This is a genomic window from Streptomyces reniochalinae (assembly GCF_003323735.1).
Lineage (GTDB): Bacteria > Actinomycetota > Actinomycetes > Streptomycetales > Streptomycetaceae > Streptomyces > Streptomyces reniochalinae.
The window spans coordinates 261997-281178 of sequence record NZ_QOIM01000041.1 but is presented as its reverse complement, the minus strand read 5'-3'; the positions used below and the strand labels follow the sequence as shown (position 1 = coordinate 281178).

Below are 19182 nucleotides of genomic sequence, written 5' to 3'. Positions count from 1 at the left end.
GGCGCGGGCCGCATGGGTGACGATGGGGTCATGCTGCTGGCAGACATCGCACAGACGTCCGCCCGGATCACCGAGGCGTCCGGCCGCAACGAGAAGGTGGCGCTGCTCGCCGAGCTGTTCGGGCGTACCGGACCCGACGAGGTCCCCGTCGTGGTCACCTACCTCGCCGGGCGTCTCCCCCAGCGCCGCACCGGCGTCGGCTGGAGCACCCTGGGCGAGCTGCCGCCGCCCGCCGCGCGGCCCACGCTGACCATCGCCGAGACCGACGCGGCGTTCGCAGCGCTGGCCCGGGTGAGCGGCAAGGGGGCGCAGGCGGCGCGCAAACGGCAGCTGGACGCGCTGCTGGAGCGGGCCACCGAGGACGAGCAGCACTTCCTCGTACGGCTGATCGGTGGCGAGCTGCGGCAGGGCGCACTGGACGCCTTCGCCGTCGAGGGGCTGGCCGCCGCCATCGGCGCCGAGCCGGGCGAGGTGCGGCGCGCGGTGATGCTCGGCGGCTCGCTCGGCACGGTCGCGCAGGCGCTGCTGGCCGAGGGGCCCGCGGCGCTGTCGCGGTTCGGGCTCGAGGTGGGAAGGCCGGTGCTGCCCATGCTGGCGCACACCGCGCGGAGCGTGGACGAGGCCCTCGACAAGCTGGGGCCCTGCGCGGTCGAGGAGAAGCTGGACGGTATCCGGGTGCAGGTGCACAAGGACGGCGACCTGGTGCGCGTCTACACCCGCACCCTGGAGGAGATCACCGACCGGCTGCCGGAGGCCGCCGAGGCCGCCCGGCAGGCCGACGCCGGCCGGGCGGTGCTCGACGGGGAGGTGATCGCCCTGGGGGAGGACGGCTGGCCGCGCCCCTTCCAGGAGGTCTCGGGACGTGTGGCCTCCCGGCTCGACGTGGCGGGTGCCAGCAGCGAACTGCCGCTGTACCCGGTCTTCTTCGACGTCCTCTCGCTGGACGGCGAGGACCTGCTGGAGAAGCCGTCGGTGCAGCGGCACGCCGCGCTCGCCCGGGTGCTGCCCGAGGAGCGGCGGGTGCGCAGGGTGCCGGTACCCGACCCGCAGGACGAGCGGGCACGGGAAGCCGTACGGGGGTTCGCCGAACAGGTACTGGCCCGCGGCCACGAAGGCGTGGTCGTCAAAGCGCTGGACGCCGGCTACTCCGCCGGACGGCGCGGGGCCTCGTGGCTGAAGGTCAAACCGGTGCACACCCTCGATCTGGTGGTGCTCGGCGCCGAGTGGGGGCACGGGCGGCGCGCGGGCAAGCTGTCCAACCTCCACCTGGGAGCGCGCCGCGAGGACGGCACGTTCGCCATGCTCGGCAAGACGTTCAAGGGCCTGACCGACGCGCTGCTGACCTGGCAGACCGCACGCCTCGGGGAGCTGTCCTTGGAGGACACCGCCTGGGGGGTACGGGTCAGTCCGGAGCAGGTCGTGGAGATCGCCTTCGACGGGGTGCAGCGCTCCACCCGCTATCCGGAAGGCGTCACGCTGCGGTTCGCACGCGTGGTGCGCTACCGCGAGGACAAGCGCCCCGAGGAGGCCGACACCGTGGAGACGGTCACCGCGATGCTCCGCTGATCCTGCGGCCTGCGCCACTGGGCCCGCCCGCGCCGCCGGGCCCGCGCGCGACGCCGCCGAGGCGGTTCACACTTCCGCCCGGACGCGGGCTGCGACCCGGCGGGCCTCCGTCTCGTCGGCGTAGTGGTGGCGCGGCCAGAAGAAGCCGCGCAGACCGTCCTTGCGGCGGCGCGGCACCACATGCGTGTGCAGGTGGGGCACCGACTGGCTGATCCTGTTGTTCTCCGCCACGAAGGACCCGTCCGCCTCCATGCCCCGCTCGACGGCGGCGGCGACGCGGCGCACCGCGGTGAAGTACGGGCCGACCGACTCCTCCGCCAGGTCGGTCAGCGTCTCCACGTGGGCGCGCGGGACGACCAGGGTGTGGCCGGGGAAGAGGGGACGCTGGTCGAGGAAGGCGACGGCGGCACCGTCCTCGTGGATGCGGTGGGCGGGCAGCTCACCGGCGACGATCTGACAGAAGACGCACTCCGCTGCGGTGGCCATGGCGATGCCGCCCGTCAGCTCAGGGTGCGGGGGTCGGGGCCGACGCGGGTGCCGGTCTCCAGGCGCTGGATCTCCCGCAGGTCGTCGCCGTCGAGTTCGAAGTCGAAGAGGTCGAGGTTCTCCCTGATGCGGGAGGGCGTCACGGACTTCGGGATGACGATGTTGCCCAGCTGGATGTGCCAGCGCAGCACCACCTGGGCCGGGGTCTTGCCGTGCTTGGCCGCGGCCCTGCGTACGGCGGGATCGTCCAGGACGCCGTTGCCGCGGCCCAGTGGCGACCAGGCTTCGGTGCGCACGCCGTGCTCGGCGTCGAAGGCGCGCAACTCCGGCTGCTGGAGGCGGGGGTGCAGCTCGATCTGGTTGACGGCAGGCACCACACCGGTCTCCTCGAACAGCCGTGTGAGGTGCTCGGGCTCGAAGTTGGAGACGCCGACGGCCCTGGCCCGCCCGCTCTCGTGGATCTCGGCCAGCGCACGCCACGTCTGCACGTACAGGTCCTTGGAGGGCACCGGCCAGTGGATCAGATACAGGTCGACGTAATCGAGCCCGAGCCTCTCCAGCGAGTCGTCGAAAGCGCGGAGCGCGACGTCGTGGCCGTGGTCGGTGTTCCACAGCTTGGTCGTGACGAACAGCTCCTCGCGCGGGACGCCGGACTCGCGCAGCGCCTTGCCCGTGCCGCCCTCGTTGCCGTAGAGGGCGGCGGTGTCGACACTGCGGTATCCCGCCGCCAGGGCCGCGGCGACGGTCTCCGCGGCCTCGTCGTCCGGCACCTGGTAGACGCCGAACCCCAGCTGCGGCATCTCCGTGCCGCTGTTCAGCAGGACGGTGGGGACGTGTGCGGTGTTCACGGTGCGACCTCGGCTCTCGCTCTGGGTTCCGGCGGCGTGGGCGGGCCGGGTTGCCCGGCCCGCCGCGGTCCATTCACGCACACACCGCCCCCTTCCGCGCCGCAGCCCTCCCCCGGACACGCCCCCGAGAGCCCCCGCCCCGACCAGGGCGGTCGCCTGCCGCCGACTGGCCCGAGAGCACGCCCTGGCCCCCGGCGGAGGGCCGGGGGCCAGGGGTCGGGTACCGGGGGCCGGGGGGTGGAGGCGGGCCGGGAGGCCGGAGCACGAGCGCCCGGGCACCAAGAGGCCGGGGGCCAGTAGGCCACACGGCCGGAAGGCCCGGAGGCCCGGAGGCCCCGAGGCCGGAAGGCCCCCGAGGCCAGAAGGCCCGGAGGCCATCCGAAGCCCGCGCGGCCGGCTGAGGCCAGCAGGCTTGGTCCCGTTCGGCCGGGGGCCGGTCGGCTCAGGCGGCGGTCCGCAGCTCCTTCTCGCGGGGCGCGGGCAGCACCGCGAACAGCACCGCGGCCAGCAGCACCGTCGCGGCCCAGCCCAGGCCGTTCTTGCCGATCCAGGTGTCGACCAGCGGGCCGGCGAACCACTCGCACTTGGTGAAGCCGAGCCCGAGCAGCAGGGCGACGCCCCAGGCCGTCATGGCCTGCCAGCAGAAGCCTCCGACGTACCAGTAGCGGCTGGTGCGCGAGGTGTCGAGCAGCCCGGCCGCGTCGTAGCGGACGGTCTTGTGCCGGCGGCGCAGCATGTCCACGGCGTAGACGCCGACCCAGGCGGAGAAGGAGACGGCCAGCAGCGAGAGGAAGGAGATGAACGAGCCGTAGAAGCTCTTGGCCACGAGCATCAGCAGCAGTCCGCCGACCAGGCTGATCACGGCGTTGATGGAGACGGCCCAGGCGCGGGGCAGCTTGACGCCCATGGTCTGCGCGGTGAATCCGGCGGAGTACATGGAGAGGCTGTTGATGAGCACCATGCCGATCAGGGCGATGATCAGGTACGGCACGGCCAGCCAGCCGGGCAGGGCCTCGCCGAGGAAGGAGACGGGGTCGTTCGTCTTGGCCAGCGCGGGGTCCTTGAACGACATCACGCCGCCCATCAGCACCATCGGCACCAGTACGAGCAGCGCCCCGGAGATGGTGGTGCCGAATATCTTGCGGCCCTCCGCGCTGTGCGGCAGGTAGCGCGCGAAGTCGGGGCCTGTGGGGATCCAGCTGATGCCGCCGGCCGCGATGGTGCCGATGCCCGCGATGAACATGGCCGTGCCGCCCGCGGGGCGCGAGAAGACCTCGCTCCACTCGATGGTGGTCACCAGGTAGGCCAGCACGAGGACGGTGAAGACCCCGAACAGGTAGGTCGACCAGGTGTTGCAGATGTTGAGGACCTTGCGGCCCATGCCGCTGACGAGGAACGTCACACCGACGAACACGAGCAGCGTGACGACGATGAGCGGGGTGTTGCTCTCGATGCCGAACAGCAGCCGCAACACGGTGAGCACGGCGTACGCGCCCGTGACCGCGTTGATCGTCTCCCAGCCGAAGCGCGCGACCCACAGGATCATGCCGGGGAAGTAGTTGCCCCGTACGCCGAAGGTCGCCCTGGAGAGCATGGCGCCGGGCGCGCCGCCCCACTTGCCGGAGACGGACAGCAGCCCGACCAGGCCGAAGGAGACGGCTCCCGCGATGGCGGCCGCGAGGAGCACCTGGAAGAAGTTGAGGCCGTTGAAGACGACCAGCCCGGCGCCCATGGTGAGCAGCAGGACGCTGATGTTGGCGGCAACCCAGGTGGGGAACAGTTCGCGGACCCGGCCGCGCCGCTCGTGGTCGGGTACGGGCTCGATGCCTCGGGTCTCGACGGTTTCGTCGACGGCTGCGGCGGTCGCCGGGGCGGAAGCGGAAGGGTCGGCCGAGGAGGCCGAAGGGGGCGCCGTAGCGGCGCCGTCGGCGCCGGCTACGCCGGGACGAACTGCCATGGGATGGGGCTCCGTGCGTGGTTCTCTGGTGCGACGTGCGTCATTGCAGGGTCCTGACCAGGACGTGAGGGGACTCTACGCGCGTTGCATTGCGCCCTCTATCGTACAGAACCACACGATCGACCCCCGCCGCTTCGGGCGATCCTACGAAACGGAGGGAGGTGCCCGGAGAGCGGGCCGGACGACGGAAGCGGAACGACAACCACGCCGGGAGGCGACCCGCAGCATCGAGGGGGTGAGGAGCCGGTCCGCCGAGGGGCGGCGGCCCCTCAGGGCACCGGCACCAGCACCACCGAACACGCCGCGTGCTGGAGGACCGCGTTGACCACGGGGCCCACCTGGAGGCCGAGGCGCCGGTGCTCACGCCGCACGCCCAGCACGATCCGCTCCGCGCCGTCGCTCAGCCTGAGCAGGTTCTCGGCCGCCGCGCCCTGGTGCTGCGCGGTGTGCACCTCCACGTCGCCGTAGCGCTGCCGGAACGGCTCTACGGCCTCCGCCAGGAACTTCTCCGCGCGCTTCGTCTCCTCCGACGGCTCCTTGGGCGACAGTTTCAGCGACACCCCGGGCAGCGTCGGATAGTTCCAGGAGTGCACGACCCACACCGTCGACCCGTCGCGCCGCGCCGACTGGAAGGCGAACTCGACCGGCTCGGTGGCTCCGGCCCACTTCAGCCCGACCACCGTGTCACCGACCCGCGCCGTGCCGGGCTCGGGCACCTCCCCGCGCACCACCATCAGCGGCCCGGCGGCGTGCGCCGCGAGCCGCAGGCCCACCGAGCCGAGCAGCAGGCCGCGGAAGCCACCGCGCCCCCTGGTGCCCACCACGGTGAGGTCGGCCGTGCGGCTCGCCCGCACCAGCGCGTCGACCGCGGGCTCGCGCACCCCCGCGGGGGTGACGGTCAGCCCGGGCACGCGCTTGCGGGCCCGCTCGGCGGCGGCGTCGGCCACCTCCTGTCCGGCCCGGCGGATCCGTTCGGTGTCGGAGTCCGTCTCGGGTACGACGCTGCGCCGGGGCGGCGCACCGCCGCACAGCACCTCCAGTTCGGCGCCGCGGCGGACGGCCTCGTCGGCGGCCCGGTCCAGCGCGCGGAGGGAGTGCGGGGAACCATCGACACCGACCACCACGCGGCCGGTCGAGGGGGCGGGCGCCTCGGCGGAGCGCTCATTGGTCTGCGACATGTCCTTCTTCTCCTCGCGTCCTGAGACGTCCTCGCGTCAGGGCCGGGTACCCCGCCAGTGTCGGTCACACGGCGCGGTCACGGGAGAAGGCGCGGCACGGCGGAAACGGCCGGGACAGCGGGCCGCTGGGCACTCGGCGCAGACGGCGAGCCGCCCTGCGCACCTCAAGGCACCATCACGGCGCGGCCGTTGACCTTGCCCTCGTGCAGGAGTTCGTAGGCGCGCGGCGCCTCGTCCAAGGGGAACCGCTCGACGTGGATGTCGAGCACACCTCGGCGCGCCAGGGCCAGCACCTCCTCCAGCTCGGACCTGCTGCCCCAGTACGGGGAGCGCACCGTCGTCTCGTACGGCAGGATGCCGAATCCGACGGGCAGCGAGCCGCCGCCGATGCCCACGAGCGTGACGTCACCTTCGATGCCCACGCTCTGGCCCGCCAGCGCCGTGGTGGGCGGGACGCCGACGAAGTCCAGTACGGCGGTGGCGCCCTGCCCTTCGGTCAGCTCGCGGATCCGGTCGGCGGCCTTGGTGTCCGAGAGCAGCGCCTCGTGGGCGCCGACGTTCCTGGCGAGCTCCAGCTTCTCCTCCGCGACGTCCAGCGCGACGACGCGGGCCGGGGTCATGGCCCGCAGCAGCTGGATGCCGATGTGGCCGAGGCCGCCGGTGCCGATGACGACGGCGGTGGTCCCGGCGACCAGCTTGGGCACCGACAGCTTGACCGCGTGGTAAGGGGTGAGCCCGGCGTCGGTCAGCGGAGCCGTGGTGACCGGATCGAGGTCGCCCAGCGGCACCAGGTGGCGCGCGTCGTCGACGAGCAGGTACTCGGCCATGGCGCCCGGCGCGCCCAGCCCCGGCGGGAAGATGCCCTCCCGGTCGGCGCGCAGGCAGTAGTTCTCCTTGCCCTGGGCGCAGTTGTGGCAGACACCGCAGCCCCAGGGCCCGTACACCGCGACGGACTCCCCCACCTGGACACCGCCCGCGCCCTCGCCCAGCGCCGCGACCGTGCCGACACCCTCGTGGCCGAGGGTGAGCGGAAGGGGGAAGCGGAGCTGTTGCGCGGTCATGCCCATCACGGCGAAGTCCGAGTGGCAGGCACCGGCCGCGGTGACCTCCAGCAGAACCTGCCCTGGGCCGGGTTCGGGATCCTCCACCGTGGTGAGGACGGGCGGTTCTGAGATGCGCTGGTACTGGAGGGCCTTCATACGGGCTCCTGGCTCGAGGCGGTGGCTCCTGGCAGGTGGCTCCTGGCTGGCGACTTTGTCCGGCGGCTTCTGGCCGGCGGCTTCTGGCCGGCGGCTTCTGGCCGGCGGCTTCTGGCCGGCGGCTTCGGTGTCTGGCTGCCGGCTTCCGGCCGCCGCTCGGTGTGGTCGGTCGGTCCCCGAGCACCGTCGGCGTGCTCCGCGGCGGCCGGCCGGCACGGATGCCGTGGCCGGCCGCCGCGGAGTGGCAGTCCAGGTCGCGACCTGTCCTGACTGCCGGCCGCCCCCGCCTGGTCCGCGCCGCGCCGCGAGCGGGCTCAACTCCACTACAGCAGCACGTCACGGCCGCCGCAAAGGGAACGCGGACACGTTGCCCGCCATGCAGATACCCGGTTATGAATGTAACTCGGTTACATTTCCCTGCTACGGTCGTCCCCATGAGCGAATCCCCCTCCGGGCTGCGCGAGCGCAAGCGGCAGCGCACCTACCAGGCGATCTCCGACGCGGCCGTGTCCCTCTTCCTGGCCAAGGGGTTCGACGCCGTCTCCGTGTCCGAGATCGCGGACACCGCCGAGGTCTCCAAACCGACCCTCTTCCGCTACTTCCCCGCCAAGGAGGACATGGCCCTCCACCGCTTCGCCGACCACGAGGACGAGGCGGCGCGGGTGGTCGCCGCCCGCACACCGGGCGCCGCACCGCTCGGCGCGCTGGAGGCGCACTTCCTCGCCGGGCTCGACGCCCGGGACCCGGTCACCGGGCTGTGCGACGACCCGGAGGTACTCGCCTTCCACCGGCTGCTGTACGGCACCCCCAGCCTGGTGGCCCGCCTGCACTCCTATACCGCGCGCTCCGAGGCGGCGCTGGCCGCCGAGCTGGCCGGGGTGGCCGACGGCTCGGACGACGGCCCGAGCAGCGGCTCGGCGGACAGCTCAGGCGCCGGGCCAAGCGACGAGCCGGCACAGGGCTCGGCGCACGGCTCGGGCGCCGGACGCGCGGCCCTGACGGCACGGCTGGCCGCCGGGCAGATCATCACCGCCCAGCGCGTCCTCGCGCTGGAGAACTGGCGCCGCGTCGCGCGCGGCGCGAGCGCGGAGCGCTGCCTGGTGACGGCGCGCGAGGACGCCGTCCACGCCTTCGCCCTCCTGCGCACCGGCCTGGCCCCGTACGCCTGACCACCACCGCCGCGCCCCGCCACAGGGCGGCGCGGCACCCACCACGAAGAGGAGCGTTCCATGCCGGGGGAAGACCCCACCCACGACGCCGCTCCCGGCGCCGAGCCGGCCGCCGAGTTGGCCACGGAACTGGCCACTGAGCGCGCCTACACCGACACCTGCCGGGCCGCGCTCGACCGTACGGACGCCGCCACCCGTCAGCGGGTGCGGGAGGGCGCGGGCGTGGTGACCGGCCGCCATTCGGGCGACGCCGCCGAGGAAGGCGTCGCGGGAGACGGGGCGAGCGCCGAGGCGCTGGGCCGGTACCTGCGCAGCCGCGCCAAGGAGGTGCGGGAAGAGCCTGACGGGCCGCCGTTCTTCGGCCGGCTCGACTTCCGCAGCGAGGGTCCGGCGGGCGACGAGGCCGGGGAACACCGCGGCCAGCGGTACTACATCGGCCGCCGCCGGGTCAGCGCACACCCCTCGGCCCCGCCGCTGGTGCTGGACTGGCGGGCGCCCGTCTCGCGCGCCTTCTACCAGGCGACGGCCCGCGCCCCGCAGGGCGTCGGCTCGCGCCGCCGGTTCGGCTGGGCGCCCGGCGGCCCGGGCACGGCCGCGGACTTGACGGGCCTGGAGGACGAGCCGCTGGCCGACGCGGGAGCCGGCGGGGACGGCACCGCCTCGGCGCTGAGCAGCGGCATCGTCGCCGAGGAGATCGAGCGCCCCCGCGTCGGACCGATGCGCGACATCGTCGCCACCCTCCAGCCCGAGCAGGACGACCTGGTCCGCTCGGGCCCCGGAACGTCCCTGTGCGTCCAGGGCGCGCCCGGCACGGGCAAGACCGCCGTGGGACTCCACCGCGCCGCCTACCTCCTCTACACCTACCCGCGCCGGATCGAGCGCGGCGGGCTCCTCGTCGTCGGACCCAACGCGGCGTTCCTGCACTACATCTCCGCCGTGCTGCCCTCTCTCGGCGAGGGCGGCGTGCGCCAGTGCACGGTGGCGGATCTGCTGCCCGCGCACGAGGTGACGGCCGAGGACGCCCCGGACGCCGTGGAGGTGAAGCACGACGCGCGCATGGCGAGCGTGCTGCACCGCGCCCTGTACGCACGGGTGCGGCTGCCGGACGGGCCGCTCGCGGTGCCGGACGGCTCCTACCGGTGGCGGCTCGACGAGGAGGAGTTGCACGCGATCGTCGAGGAGACGCTGGCCCAACAGCCGCCCTACGAGGTCGGCAGGGAACGGGTGCGGGCGCGTACCGTCGCGCTGCTGCGCGACCGCGCCGAGCGCCGCGCGGGACCGCCGGGCGGCGAGTGGCTGCGCCGCATGGGCAGGAAGAGGGAGCTCACCGCCTTCCTGGACGCGGTGTGGCCCAGGACGCGGCCCGAAGAGGTCGTCGCCGGTCTGCTCGGCGACCCCCGGGTGCTGGCGGCGGCGGGCGAGGGGCTGCTGGAGGCACACGAGCAGCGGGCCCTGCTGTGGGCGGGCCGCCGCCCGCGCACGCCCCGCACGGCACGTTGGTCGCGGGCCGATCTGCTGCTGCTCGACGAGGTGGCGGGGCTGATCGAGCACCCCGAGGAGAGCTTCGGGCACGTGGTGGTGGACGAGGCGCAGGACCTCTCCCCCATGGAGTGCCGCATCCTGGCGCGCCGCAGCCGCTTCGGCTCGCTGACCGTGCTGGGCGACCTGGCTCAGGGCACCACCGCATGGGCGGCCCGCGACTGGAGATCGCAGCTGACGCACCTGGGCGCGCCCGACGCGGTCCTCACGCCGCTGACCACGGGGTTCCGGGTGCCCGCTGCGCTGGTCGAGGTCGCCAACCGGCTGCTCGGCTCACTCGGGGTGCGGGTGCCTGCCGCGCGGTCGCTGCGCCCGGGCGGGGAGTTGACGAGGGTGCCGGTGTCCGCGCCCGCCGAGGTGCCGGCGGTCGTGGCCGAGCGGGTACGGGGCGCGCTGGAGCGGGAGGGCTCGGTCGGGGTGATCGCCGCCGGGGCGCGGGTGGCCGCGCTGCGGGACGCTCTGTCCGCCGCGGGCGTCCCGTCCGCGGAGCCCGGCGAGGAGGCGTCGGCTCCCCGCGCAGCGGGCGAGGAGGCGTCGGCGGCCCGGGTCACCGTCGTGGGCGCCGAGCTCTCCAAGGGCCTGGAGTACGACCACGTCGTACTGGTGGAGCCGGCCGAGATCGCGCGGAGCGGGCCCCGCGGCCTTCAGCGGCTCTATGTCGCGCTCACCCGCGCGGTCTCGCGGTTGGAGATCGTCGGCGCGCGGGAGCTACCGGCAGCCGTGCGCGCGTGAGGCCCCTCCTGTGGCTGCGAGATCGCGGAGCCAGTCGGGCCGATCGGCGATCTCCAGCAGCAGAAGCAGCCGCGTGAGGGGGTTGTCCACGTCGGAACCGTCTTCCACCGGGTCCGCTGCGGCGGGGGGTCGGGCGCCTGGTGTGGTCACTGGAGCTCCTGTAGGCGGACGGATGATCGTGAACTCCGTTGTCGAGCGGCGGAGTTGGGACCCCAGAGGTACAGGGGTGCAGTACGACGGGCATTGTGGCGGGTCCGCACTTACTTCTGCAAGTACAGATGCAAGTACAGATGCAACCACGCCCGGCTGTGAGACGCTTTTCGATGTCGCAACCGCCCACGGGGGAAACGCAAGTGACGTAGGGAGAGACGTACATGCAGATCGAAAACGGCATCGAGGCCACCCGGATCGAAGGCGCGGTGTGGCGCAAGAGCCGCCGCAGCAACCCGAACGGCAACTGCGTGGAGGTGGCCGCCCTTCCCGACCGGGGGGTCGCGGTGCGCAACTCCCGCTTTCCTTCGGGCCCTGCCCTGGTCTACACCCCCGCCGAGATCGCGGCGTTCGTCCAGGGCGCCAAGGACGGCGACTTCGACGACCTGCTGGAGAGCTAGAGCTGACCCGTCACACCCCCGGCTGAACAGCAGGACCCCACGGCGCCGCCGCCGCACGACACGGACGTGCGGCGGCGGCTCACGTGTGCACCGGCGCACCACCCCGCGCCGGGGGCCACACCGCCGCACTCGCCTCACAGGAACGCCGTACTGCCACACGAGCCGCTGAATCCGGTCACGTCACCGGTATGGCTGTACGCCCGGTGAGCAGAATGGGACACTGAGCGTCCGGACAGTCACTCAGGGAAGCAAGGCGGGCGCGATGGCAGGACAGCCGCGGCGCGAGGCGTCGCCGGGACGCATCCTCGACCACCCCAGAGGCGGTCCGACGATCCTGCGCATCGTCCTGGGCACCCAGTTGCGGCGGCTTCGCGAGGAGCGGGGCATCTCACGCGAGGACGCGGGCGAGGCGATCCGCGGCTCGCACGCCAAGATCAGCCGCTTGGAGCTCGGCCGGGTCGGCTGCAAGGAACGCGACGTCGCCGACCTGCTGACGCTGTACGAGGTGTGGGACCCCCAGGAGCGGGAGGAGTATCTCGCGCTCGCCCGCCAGGCGGGCTCCCCCGGCTGGTGGCAGAAGTACAGCGACGTGATGTCGCCGTGGTTCGACCGGCTCATCGGGCTGGAGGAGGCCGCCTCCATCATCCGCATGTACGAGGTGCAGTTCGTCCCCGGCCTGCTCCAGACCCGTCAGTACGCGCACGAGGTCATCCGTCTCGGCCACCCCAGGGACGACGCGCGGCGCAGCGAGCGGCGCATCGAGTTGCGCATGGAGCGGCAGGCCATACTCGACCAGCCGCACGCCCCCCGGCTGTGGGCCGTGATGGACGAGGCGGCGCTGCGCCGCCCGCTCGGCTCCCGCCAGGTGATGCGGGACCAGATCGAGCATCTGATCGAGGCGGCGCAGCGGCCCAACGTCACCTTGCAGATCGCTCCGTTCAGCCTGGGCGGCCTCGCCGCGGCCGGCGGTCCGGTCACCATCCTCCGCTTCCTGGAACCCGACCTGCCCGACATCGTCTACCTGGAGCAACTCACCAGCTCCCTCTACCTGGAGAAGCGGGACGAGGTGGAGGGCTACCTGGTGGTGATGGACCGCCTGTGCGCCATGGCCGATCCCCCGGCCAGAACGCTGACGTTCCTGGAGAAGCTGCTCAGCGAGTACTGAGCGCCCGGCGTCGGGCGCCACGGCCCCGGCGGATCAGCGTTTGCGGGCCACTCCTCCGTACTCGAACCAGACGTCGTCGGTGTGGCGGCAGCACAGGTCCGAGTCCGGGCGCCAGCCCGTGATCTCGACCAGCCCCGGGTCGAGCACGTCGAGCCCGGCGAAGTAGCCGGCCACCTCGTGGGGTTCGCGGACGCGGCCCCACTGCCCCTGGGTGCTGCGGCCCATGAAGTCGGTGACGAAGTCCCGGGTTTCCGCGTCGAGGCTGACCAGTTGGTTGAGCGCGATGAAGCTGCCGGACGGCACCCGTGCCATGACCCGTCGTACGAGGGCCGCCGGGTCGCAGGAGTCGGGCAGACAGTGCATCACCGAGACGAAGAGCAGCGCGACGGGTTCGCCCCGGTCGATGAGCCGGCCCACCTCGGGGCTGTCGAATATCGCGTCGGTGTCCCGCATGTCAGCGCGCATCACCGCGGTGCGGGCGTTCTCCTCCAGCAGGGCGCGGCCGTGGGCGAGGACGATGGGGTCGTTGTCGACGTAGACGACGCGGGCGCCGCTGTCCACCCGCTGGGCGACCTGGTGGACGTTGTCCTGGGTGGGCAGGCCCGAGCCGTGGTCGATGAACTGGCGCACCCCGTACTCCCGGGTGAGCACGTGGACGACGCGCCGCAGGAAGCTGCGGTTGTCGAGCGCGAGCGCGCGGGTGCCCGGGACCTTGCGGTCCAGTGCCGCGACGGCCTCGCGGTCGACGGCGTAGTTGTCCTTGCCGCCCAGGTAGTGGTCGTACATCCGGGACACGCTCGGAACGGTGACGTCGACCGCGTCCACTCCGAGATCGTCCGCCCCGGCCAGCTCTTCCCGCATCGGTGCCCCACGTCTTCCCCGTGCATCGCGCACTCTGCCAGCGCGTGCGCCTGCCCTTGCGGGAAGCATGACACGCCGGAGCGGTCTGGACCACGTCAATCGGCCTGTCACGTGGGGAAATCGAGCAGGCGCGCGGAACATACCGGGAGGTACCCGGGCGGTTGCGACGCGCCCCAGGCGTGCCCCTCCCCTGGCGCGTGGCGCGGCTCAGCCGTCGCCGTACCGCTCAGCCGGTCGTGCCCAGCTCCGCCCAGACGACGCGGCCGCACCGGGCTTCCCGGGCCGATACCCCCCATCGCTGGGCGAGCGCGCCCACGAGCTGGAGGCCGCGGCCGTTGACCTCGTCGGGCCCCGCGCTGCGCGGCTGCGGGGCCCGGGTCTGGGTGCCCTCGTCCGTGACCTCTATACGCAGCCTTCTGCCGTCGAGATGGATGCTGCACCCTATGCGCCCCGTGTCGGTGTGCAGGACGGCGTTGGTGACGAACTCGGAGATGACCAGCTGCGCCGTGTGCCCGAGGTCCTCGGGGAAGCCCCAGCGGTGCAGATGGCTGCGCAGATGGGCGCGGGCGCGGGCCACGGACGAGGTGTGTGCCGGAAGCTCGAACCCCTCCTGCCACCCTTCGTCGGCCACGGCGGCCGGTGCGGGTGAGGAGAGCTGTGCAGGGGGATACGAGGGGGCCACGGGATCGCCTTCCGTCTACCTGTGGGGTGTGGGGACGGCTGCCGGCAGGTGTTCCGCACGGGCTTCAGAGGCGCTGGCGCACGCGTGAGTGAGCCGGGGGGCTGTTGCTGGCAGGCCCTCCGGCGATGCGGACGATGGTGTGCGGCTCCGGTGCCGCAGCTGCATGAGCTGGGTCACGCTCTTCACTATGCGCAGCCTCATTCACAGATGGCAAGAGGAGTTCTGCAATTCGCAGAATCGAATGGGCAGTATGGCTGCTGCACGAGAGCCATGGCAGACTGCTCACGCATCGAGGTCCGCCCGGGGAGGCAAGTCGAGGAGGCAGTAGTGGCCGAGGCCCGTTCCGCGCCGACTGTGGGGCAGATAGTGCTCGGCCTGCGCCTGCGTGATCTGCGGGAGCGCGCGGGCTGCTCCTTCGCGGAAGCCGCGCACGCACTGAGCGTGAACACGACCACGGTGCGCCGCATGGAGAAGGCTGAGGTCGGGCTCAAGCCCCCGTACGTGGAGAAGCTGCTGCGCATGTACGGCCTCTCCGCCGACGAGGCCGCCTCCTTCCTCGCCCTGGTGGAGGAGGCGAACCAGCCCGGCTGGTGGCACAGCTTCCGCGACGTGCTCCCCGCCTGGTTCAGCCTCTACGTGAGCCTGGAGGGCGAGGCCAGCCTGATCAGGGCGTACGAGCCGCACTGCGTTCCCGGGCTGCTCCAGACGGAGGACTACGCGCGTGCGCTGCTGCGCACCGGGTTCCCCGCCGCGGACGAGGAGGAGCTGGACCGGCGGGTCCAGCTGCGCATGGGGCGCCAGCGGCTCCTGGAGGGCCCGCAGGCTCCGGTGCTGTGGGCCGTGCTCGACGAGCAGGTGCTGCGGCGCCACGTGGGCTCTCCCGAGGTCATGCGGGGCCAGATCGACCACCTCGCCGAGATGACCAGGCAGCAGAACGTCACGCTCCAGATCATCCCGTTCACCTCAGGTGCGCATCCCGGCATGTTCGGGCCCTTCCAGCTGTTCCGTTTCGACATTCCGGAGCTCCCGGACATCGTCTACACGGAGAGCCTGACGGGGGCCACGTACCTGGACCAGCGTCCGGACACCGCCGCCTACCTGGAGGTGCTGGACCGCATGGGCGCGCAGGCCGCGCCAGTACCACACACCGAGACCGTCCTCGGTGAGATCCGCAAGGAGTTTTAGAACCATGGGTCACACAGGCCACACCCGCCCCCACATATACAACGGCATGCCGGCCAAGAACCTCGGCACCGAGGGCTGGCAGAAGCCGTGGAGCGGCACCAACGGGGGCAGCTGCGTGGAGGCGATGAAGCTCGGCGACGGCCGGGTCGCCCTGCGCCAGTCCACCGACCCGGAGGGTCCGGCGCTGATCTACACCACCCACGAGTTCGAAACCTTCCTCCAGGGCGCCAAGCAGGGCGTGGCCGACTTCCTGCTGGCCTCCGACTGACGCGACGACCCCGGGTGGCGCCACCGAGCGGTGAGCCGCCCGCCAGCACTGGACCGGAGAACGGAGAGGCCGCATGACGGCAGAGGGAAACCTCCCCGGCATAGACACCACCAAGCCGCACTCGGCACGGATGTACGACTACTACCTGGGTGGCAAGACCCACTACGAAGTGGACGTCCAGGCAGCCGAGGCGGTCATCGAAACGGTGCCGGAGATCGTCGCGGCAGCGCGAGCCAACCGCGACTTCATCGCCCGTGTCACCCGCACCCTGGCCACCGAGTACGGCATCCGGCAGTTCCTCGATCTCGGCAGCGGCATCCCCACCAAGCCCAACCTGCACCAGGTCGCCCAGTCGGCCGCCCCCGACGCCCGCGTCGTCTACACCGACAACGACCCCATCGTCCTCCAGTACGCCCACGCGCTGCTGAGCAGCACCCCCGAGGGCCGCACCGCCTATCTGCACGCCGACATCACCGACCCCGCCGCCGTCATGAACTCCCCGGAGGTCCGCGACACCCTCGACCTCAACCGCCCGGTGGCCCTGTCGATCAACGCGATCCTCCACTTCCTCCCCGACGCGGCAGGCCCCCACGAGATCGTCGCCGCACTCCTCGAACCACTCGCCCCCGGCAGCTTCTTGTGTCTGACGCACGCTGCGGCCGACGTCGGCGATCCGGCGCTGGACGAGTTGGGCCGGACAGTCGAGGAGATGTACGCCAAGGTCGGGACGACGCTGCGGCTGCGCGACCGCGCCGAGGTCGCTCGCTTCTTCGACGGCCTGGAGTTGGTGGAGCCGGGCCTCGTGATGGCCCACTACTGGCGCCCGGAACCGGGGCAGACCACAGAGCTCAAGGAGGGGCAGCCCAGCATGCTGGCGGCGGTGGCCCGCAAGCCCTGAGGGAGCACGGCCGGGGGGACGCACGCACGGACGACGGAGGGGGAAGCACGTGCCCGAGCACAGCAACGCGCCACCGATCGACACGACCAGACCGCACGCGGCGCGGATGTACGACTACTACCTCGGAGGCAAGACCCACTACGAGGCGGACGTACGGGCGGCCGAGGCGGTGGTCTCCGTGCTCCCCGAGATCGTGGCGGCGGCCCGTGCCAACCGCGACTTCATGGCGCGGGTGACCCGCACGCTGGCGGCCGACCACGGTGTCGACCAGTTCCTCGACATCGGCAGCGGCATCCCCACCGAACCCAACCTGCACCAGATCGCCCAGTCGGTGCTCCCCGGGGCGCGGGTCGTCTACACCGACAACGACCCGATCGTCCTCCAGTACGCCCACGCGCTGCTGCGCAGCACTCCCGAGGGGCGCACCGCCTACCTCCACGCCGACGTCACGGATCCCGTGAGCATCCTGGGCGCCGCGGAGCTCGGCGACACCCTGGATCTGCGCCGGCCCGTGGCCCTGTCGGTCAACGCGCTCCTCCACTTCGTCCCCGACGACCGCGATCCCCACGGCATCGTGGCCGCGCTCCTCCAGCCGTTGGCCCCCGGCAGCTTCCTGTGCCTGAGCCACGGCATCGCGGACCTGCCGGACGACGGGACCTCGGACCGGGCCGACGACGTGATCGGGATCTACCAGCGGGGCGGTACGGCGTTCGTGCCGCGCAGCCGGGAGCAGGTCGCCCGGTTCTTCGACGGTCTCGACCTCCTCGATCCCGGGGTCACGATGGCGCACCTGTGGCGGCCCGACGGCGATCCGGCCCAGCGCCTGCCGAGGGAGGCGCTGACGCTGCACGCGGGGGTGGCCCGCAAGCCGTGACCCGGTCGGCCGTTGACAGGGCCTGACGCGGAAGCGAACATAAGCAAGCGCTTAGACATGCGCCGTCGCCGCCGACGGCGTGGCGCTCGCTCACGCCCGCCGCTCCCGGGGATCGGAAAACCGTCATGGCCACACCCGCCACCCTGCTCTCACGCCGCGACCTCGACTTCCAGCTCCACGACTGGCTGAGGATCACCGCGCTGACCGAGCGCCCCCGCTACCGGGAACACTCGCGGGAGACCTTCGACGACGCGCTGGAACTGAGCGCGCGCATCGCCGCGGACCACTTCGCCCCGCACAACAAGCGCAACGACCGGGAGGAGCCCTGGTTCGACGGCGAGCGGGTGCACACGCACGAGGACGTCGGCGACGCGCTGGCGGTGTTCGCCGCGTCGGGGCTGCTGGCGGCCGCCATGGACGAGGAGTTCGGCGGCATGGGGCTGCCGCACGCCGTCAGCACCGCCTGCTTCGCCTACTTCCAGGCCGCCAACGTCGGCACGTCCGCCTATCCCTTCCTCACGCTCGGCAACGCCCGGCTGTTGTGTGCCCACGGCTCGCCCGAGCAGGTCGACACGTTTGTGCGGCCGATGCTGGAGGGCCGCTACTTCGGCACCATGTGCCTGTCCGAGCCGCAGGCAGGCTCGTCGCTCGCCGACGTGGCGACCCGGGCCGAACGGCGCGAGGACGGCACCTACCGGCTGTTCGGCACCAAGATGTGGATCTCGGGCGGCGACCACGAACTGTCCGAGAACATCGTCCACCTCGTGCTCGCCCGCACGCCCGGAGGGCCCGCGGGGGTCAAGGGGCTCTCCCTCTTCGTCGTCCCCAAGTACCTGGTCGAGGCCGACGGCACCCGCGGCGAGCGCAACGACGTGGTGCCCGCGGGACTCAACCACAAGATGGGCTACCGGGGCACGACCAACGCACTGCTCAACTTCGGCGAGGGAGCCCGCCACCGGCCCGGCGGCGAGGCGGGCGCCGTCGGCCACCTGGTCGGCGAGGAGCACCGCGGGCTGGCCTACATGTTCCACATGATGAACGGCGCGCGCATCGGCGTCGGCGCGGGGGCGATGGCGCTCGGCTACACCGGCTACCTCAAGTCGCTGGCCTACGCCCGTGAGCGCCCGCAGGGACGGTTGCCGACCGCCGCGGGCAAGGACGCGGACGCCGGGCAGGTACCGATCGTCGAACACACCGACGTACGGCGGATGCTGCTGGCACAGAAGTCGTACGTGGAGGGCGCCCTCGGACTCCTGCTCTACTGCGCGAAGCTCGTCGACGAAGAGCGCTCGGCCGCCTCCCACGAGGAGCGGGCGCGGGCCGCGCTGCTGCTGGACGTGCTGACCCCGATCGCCAAGAGCTGGCCCTCGCAGTGGTGCCTGGAGGCCAACAACCTCGCCATCCAGGTGCACGGCGGCTACGGCTACACCCGCGAGTACGACGTGGAACAGCACTACCGCGACAACCGCCTCAACCCCATCCACGAGGGTACACACGGCATCCAGGGGCTCGATCTGCTCGGCCGCAAGGTGGTGCGGGGCGGCGGCGAGGGGCTGCGGGCGCTGGGCGCCGTCATCGGCCAGACGCTGGAGCGCGCCGCGGCGGCCGGGGAGGAGGCGGCCGGCCTGGCCGCGACGCTGCGGGCCTACTGGGAGCGGGCGGTGTCCACCACGGCCCGCGTGTGGGAGCCCGGTGACCCTCAGGTGGCGCTGGCGAACGCGTCCCTCTACCTGGAGGCTGTGGGGCATGTCGTGGTGGCGTGGATCTGGCTGGACCAGTTCCTGGCCACACTAAAGGCAGGGCCCGACGACGCGTTCCTGCGGGGCAAGCGGCAGGCGGCGCGGTACTTCTTCCGCGCGGAGCTGCCGCGCACGAGGCCGCAGTTCGACCTGCTGGCGGCGCGGGAGACGGTCGTGCTGGAGACCGACCCCGCGTGGCTGTAGCGGGCCGGGGGCCGCTCGCCC

At 72.5% G+C, this 19182-nt stretch carries 17 protein-coding genes; 10 read left to right on the top strand and 7 right to left on the bottom strand.

From position 1 onward, the window contains the following. Nucleotides 1–30: 30 nt before the first annotated feature. Nucleotides 31–1566 carry an ATP-dependent DNA ligase gene (locus DQ392_RS25060; RefSeq protein ID WP_114017958.1) on the top strand — a complete coding sequence of 512 codons (1536 nt, stop codon included), beginning with the start codon at nucleotides 31–33 and terminating at the stop codon, nucleotides 1564–1566. Nucleotides 1567–1632: 66 nt separating this feature from the next. Here the strand turns inward: DQ392_RS25060 and DQ392_RS25055 are convergent, their stop codons facing one another. The 5 genes from DQ392_RS25055 to DQ392_RS25035 all read right to left on the bottom strand — a co-directional run bounded on the left by DQ392_RS25055 (nucleotide 1633) and on the right by DQ392_RS25035 (nucleotide 7234). Continuing rightward, a complete protein-coding gene (locus DQ392_RS25055; RefSeq protein WP_114017957.1) occupies nucleotides 1633–2052 on the bottom strand; it encodes an HIT family protein in 420 nt (139 codons plus the stop codon). A 14-nt stretch (nucleotides 2053–2066) separates the two neighbouring features. Next, entirely contained in the window at nucleotides 2067–2852 is a 786-nt protein-coding gene (locus tag DQ392_RS25050) for an aldo/keto reductase (protein WP_114018039.1), read from the bottom strand. A gap of 490 nt (nucleotides 2853–3342) precedes the next feature. Then, nucleotides 3343–4857, bottom strand: coding sequence for a purine-cytosine permease family protein (locus tag DQ392_RS25045; protein WP_114017956.1), 1515 nt, complete (start codon nucleotides 4855–4857; stop codon nucleotides 3343–3345). Between the two features lie 269 nt (nucleotides 4858–5126). Continuing rightward, entirely contained in the window at nucleotides 5127–6035 is a 909-nt protein-coding gene (locus tag DQ392_RS25040; RefSeq protein WP_114017955.1) for a universal stress protein, read from the bottom strand. A 164-nt stretch (nucleotides 6036–6199) separates the two neighbouring features. After that, the gene (locus DQ392_RS25035; RefSeq protein ID WP_114017954.1) at nucleotides 6200–7234 is read right to left on the bottom strand and encodes an NAD(P)-dependent alcohol dehydrogenase; all 1035 of its coding nucleotides are present in this window, start codon (nucleotides 7232–7234) and stop codon (nucleotides 6200–6202) included. Nucleotides 7235–7668: 434 nt separating this feature from the next. Between DQ392_RS25035 and DQ392_RS25030 the strand changes: the two genes are divergently transcribed. The 4 genes from DQ392_RS25030 (at nucleotide 7669) to DQ392_RS25015 (ending at nucleotide 12450) form a co-directional block, all read left to right on the top strand. Continuing rightward, nucleotides 7669–8403 (top strand): TetR/AcrR family transcriptional regulator, encoded by a 735-nt coding sequence (locus DQ392_RS25030; protein ID WP_114017953.1) that lies wholly within the window; start codon nucleotides 7669–7671, stop codon nucleotides 8401–8403. A 60-nt stretch (nucleotides 8404–8463) separates the two neighbouring features. Then, nucleotides 8464–10674 carry a HelD family protein gene (locus DQ392_RS25025; RefSeq protein WP_114017952.1) on the top strand — a complete coding sequence of 737 codons (2211 nt, stop codon included), beginning with the start codon at nucleotides 8464–8466 and terminating at the stop codon, nucleotides 10672–10674. 374 nt (nucleotides 10675–11048) lie between these two features. Then, nucleotides 11049–11285, top strand: a complete 237-nt coding sequence (locus DQ392_RS25020; RefSeq protein WP_114017951.1) for a DUF397 domain-containing protein — start codon at nucleotides 11049–11051, stop codon at nucleotides 11283–11285. 262 nt (nucleotides 11286–11547) lie between these two features. Further along, complete coding sequence (locus DQ392_RS25015) at nucleotides 11548–12450, top strand: helix-turn-helix domain-containing protein (protein ID WP_114017950.1); 903 nt, start codon at nucleotides 11548–11550, stop codon at nucleotides 12448–12450. 33 nt (nucleotides 12451–12483) lie between these two features. Here the strand turns inward: DQ392_RS25015 and DQ392_RS25010 are convergent, their stop codons facing one another. Next, a complete protein-coding gene (locus DQ392_RS25010; RefSeq protein WP_114017949.1) occupies nucleotides 12484–13311 on the bottom strand; it encodes an SAM-dependent methyltransferase in 828 nt (275 codons plus the stop codon). 226 nt (nucleotides 13312–13537) lie between these two features. Continuing rightward, nucleotides 13538–13993 carry an ATP-binding protein gene (locus DQ392_RS25005; protein ID WP_114017948.1) on the bottom strand — a complete coding sequence of 152 codons (456 nt, stop codon included), beginning with the start codon at nucleotides 13991–13993 and terminating at the stop codon, nucleotides 13538–13540. A 327-nt stretch (nucleotides 13994–14320) separates the two neighbouring features. Here DQ392_RS25005 and DQ392_RS25000 point away from each other — a divergent pair, with 327 nt between their 5' ends. The 5 genes from DQ392_RS25000 to DQ392_RS24980 all read left to right on the top strand — a co-directional run bounded on the left by DQ392_RS25000 (nucleotide 14321) and on the right by DQ392_RS24980 (nucleotide 19161). Beyond that, the gene (locus DQ392_RS25000) at nucleotides 14321–15178 is read left to right on the top strand and encodes a helix-turn-helix domain-containing protein (protein ID WP_114017947.1); all 858 of its coding nucleotides are present in this window, start codon (nucleotides 14321–14323) and stop codon (nucleotides 15176–15178) included. Nucleotides 15179–15182: 4 nt separating this feature from the next. Then, complete coding sequence (locus DQ392_RS24995; RefSeq protein WP_114017946.1) at nucleotides 15183–15446, top strand: DUF397 domain-containing protein; 264 nt, start codon at nucleotides 15183–15185, stop codon at nucleotides 15444–15446. Between the two features lie 73 nt (nucleotides 15447–15519). Beyond that, nucleotides 15520–16344 (top strand): SAM-dependent methyltransferase, encoded by an 825-nt coding sequence (locus tag DQ392_RS24990; RefSeq protein ID WP_114017945.1) that lies wholly within the window; start codon nucleotides 15520–15522, stop codon nucleotides 16342–16344. Nucleotides 16345–16393: 49 nt separating this feature from the next. Next, complete coding sequence (locus DQ392_RS24985) at nucleotides 16394–17218, top strand: SAM-dependent methyltransferase (RefSeq protein WP_281273035.1); 825 nt, start codon at nucleotides 16394–16396, stop codon at nucleotides 17216–17218. 125 nt (nucleotides 17219–17343) lie between these two features. Beyond that, complete coding sequence (locus DQ392_RS24980; RefSeq protein WP_114017944.1) at nucleotides 17344–19161, top strand: acyl-CoA dehydrogenase; 1818 nt, start codon at nucleotides 17344–17346, stop codon at nucleotides 19159–19161. Nucleotides 19162–19182 lie beyond the last annotated feature (21 nt).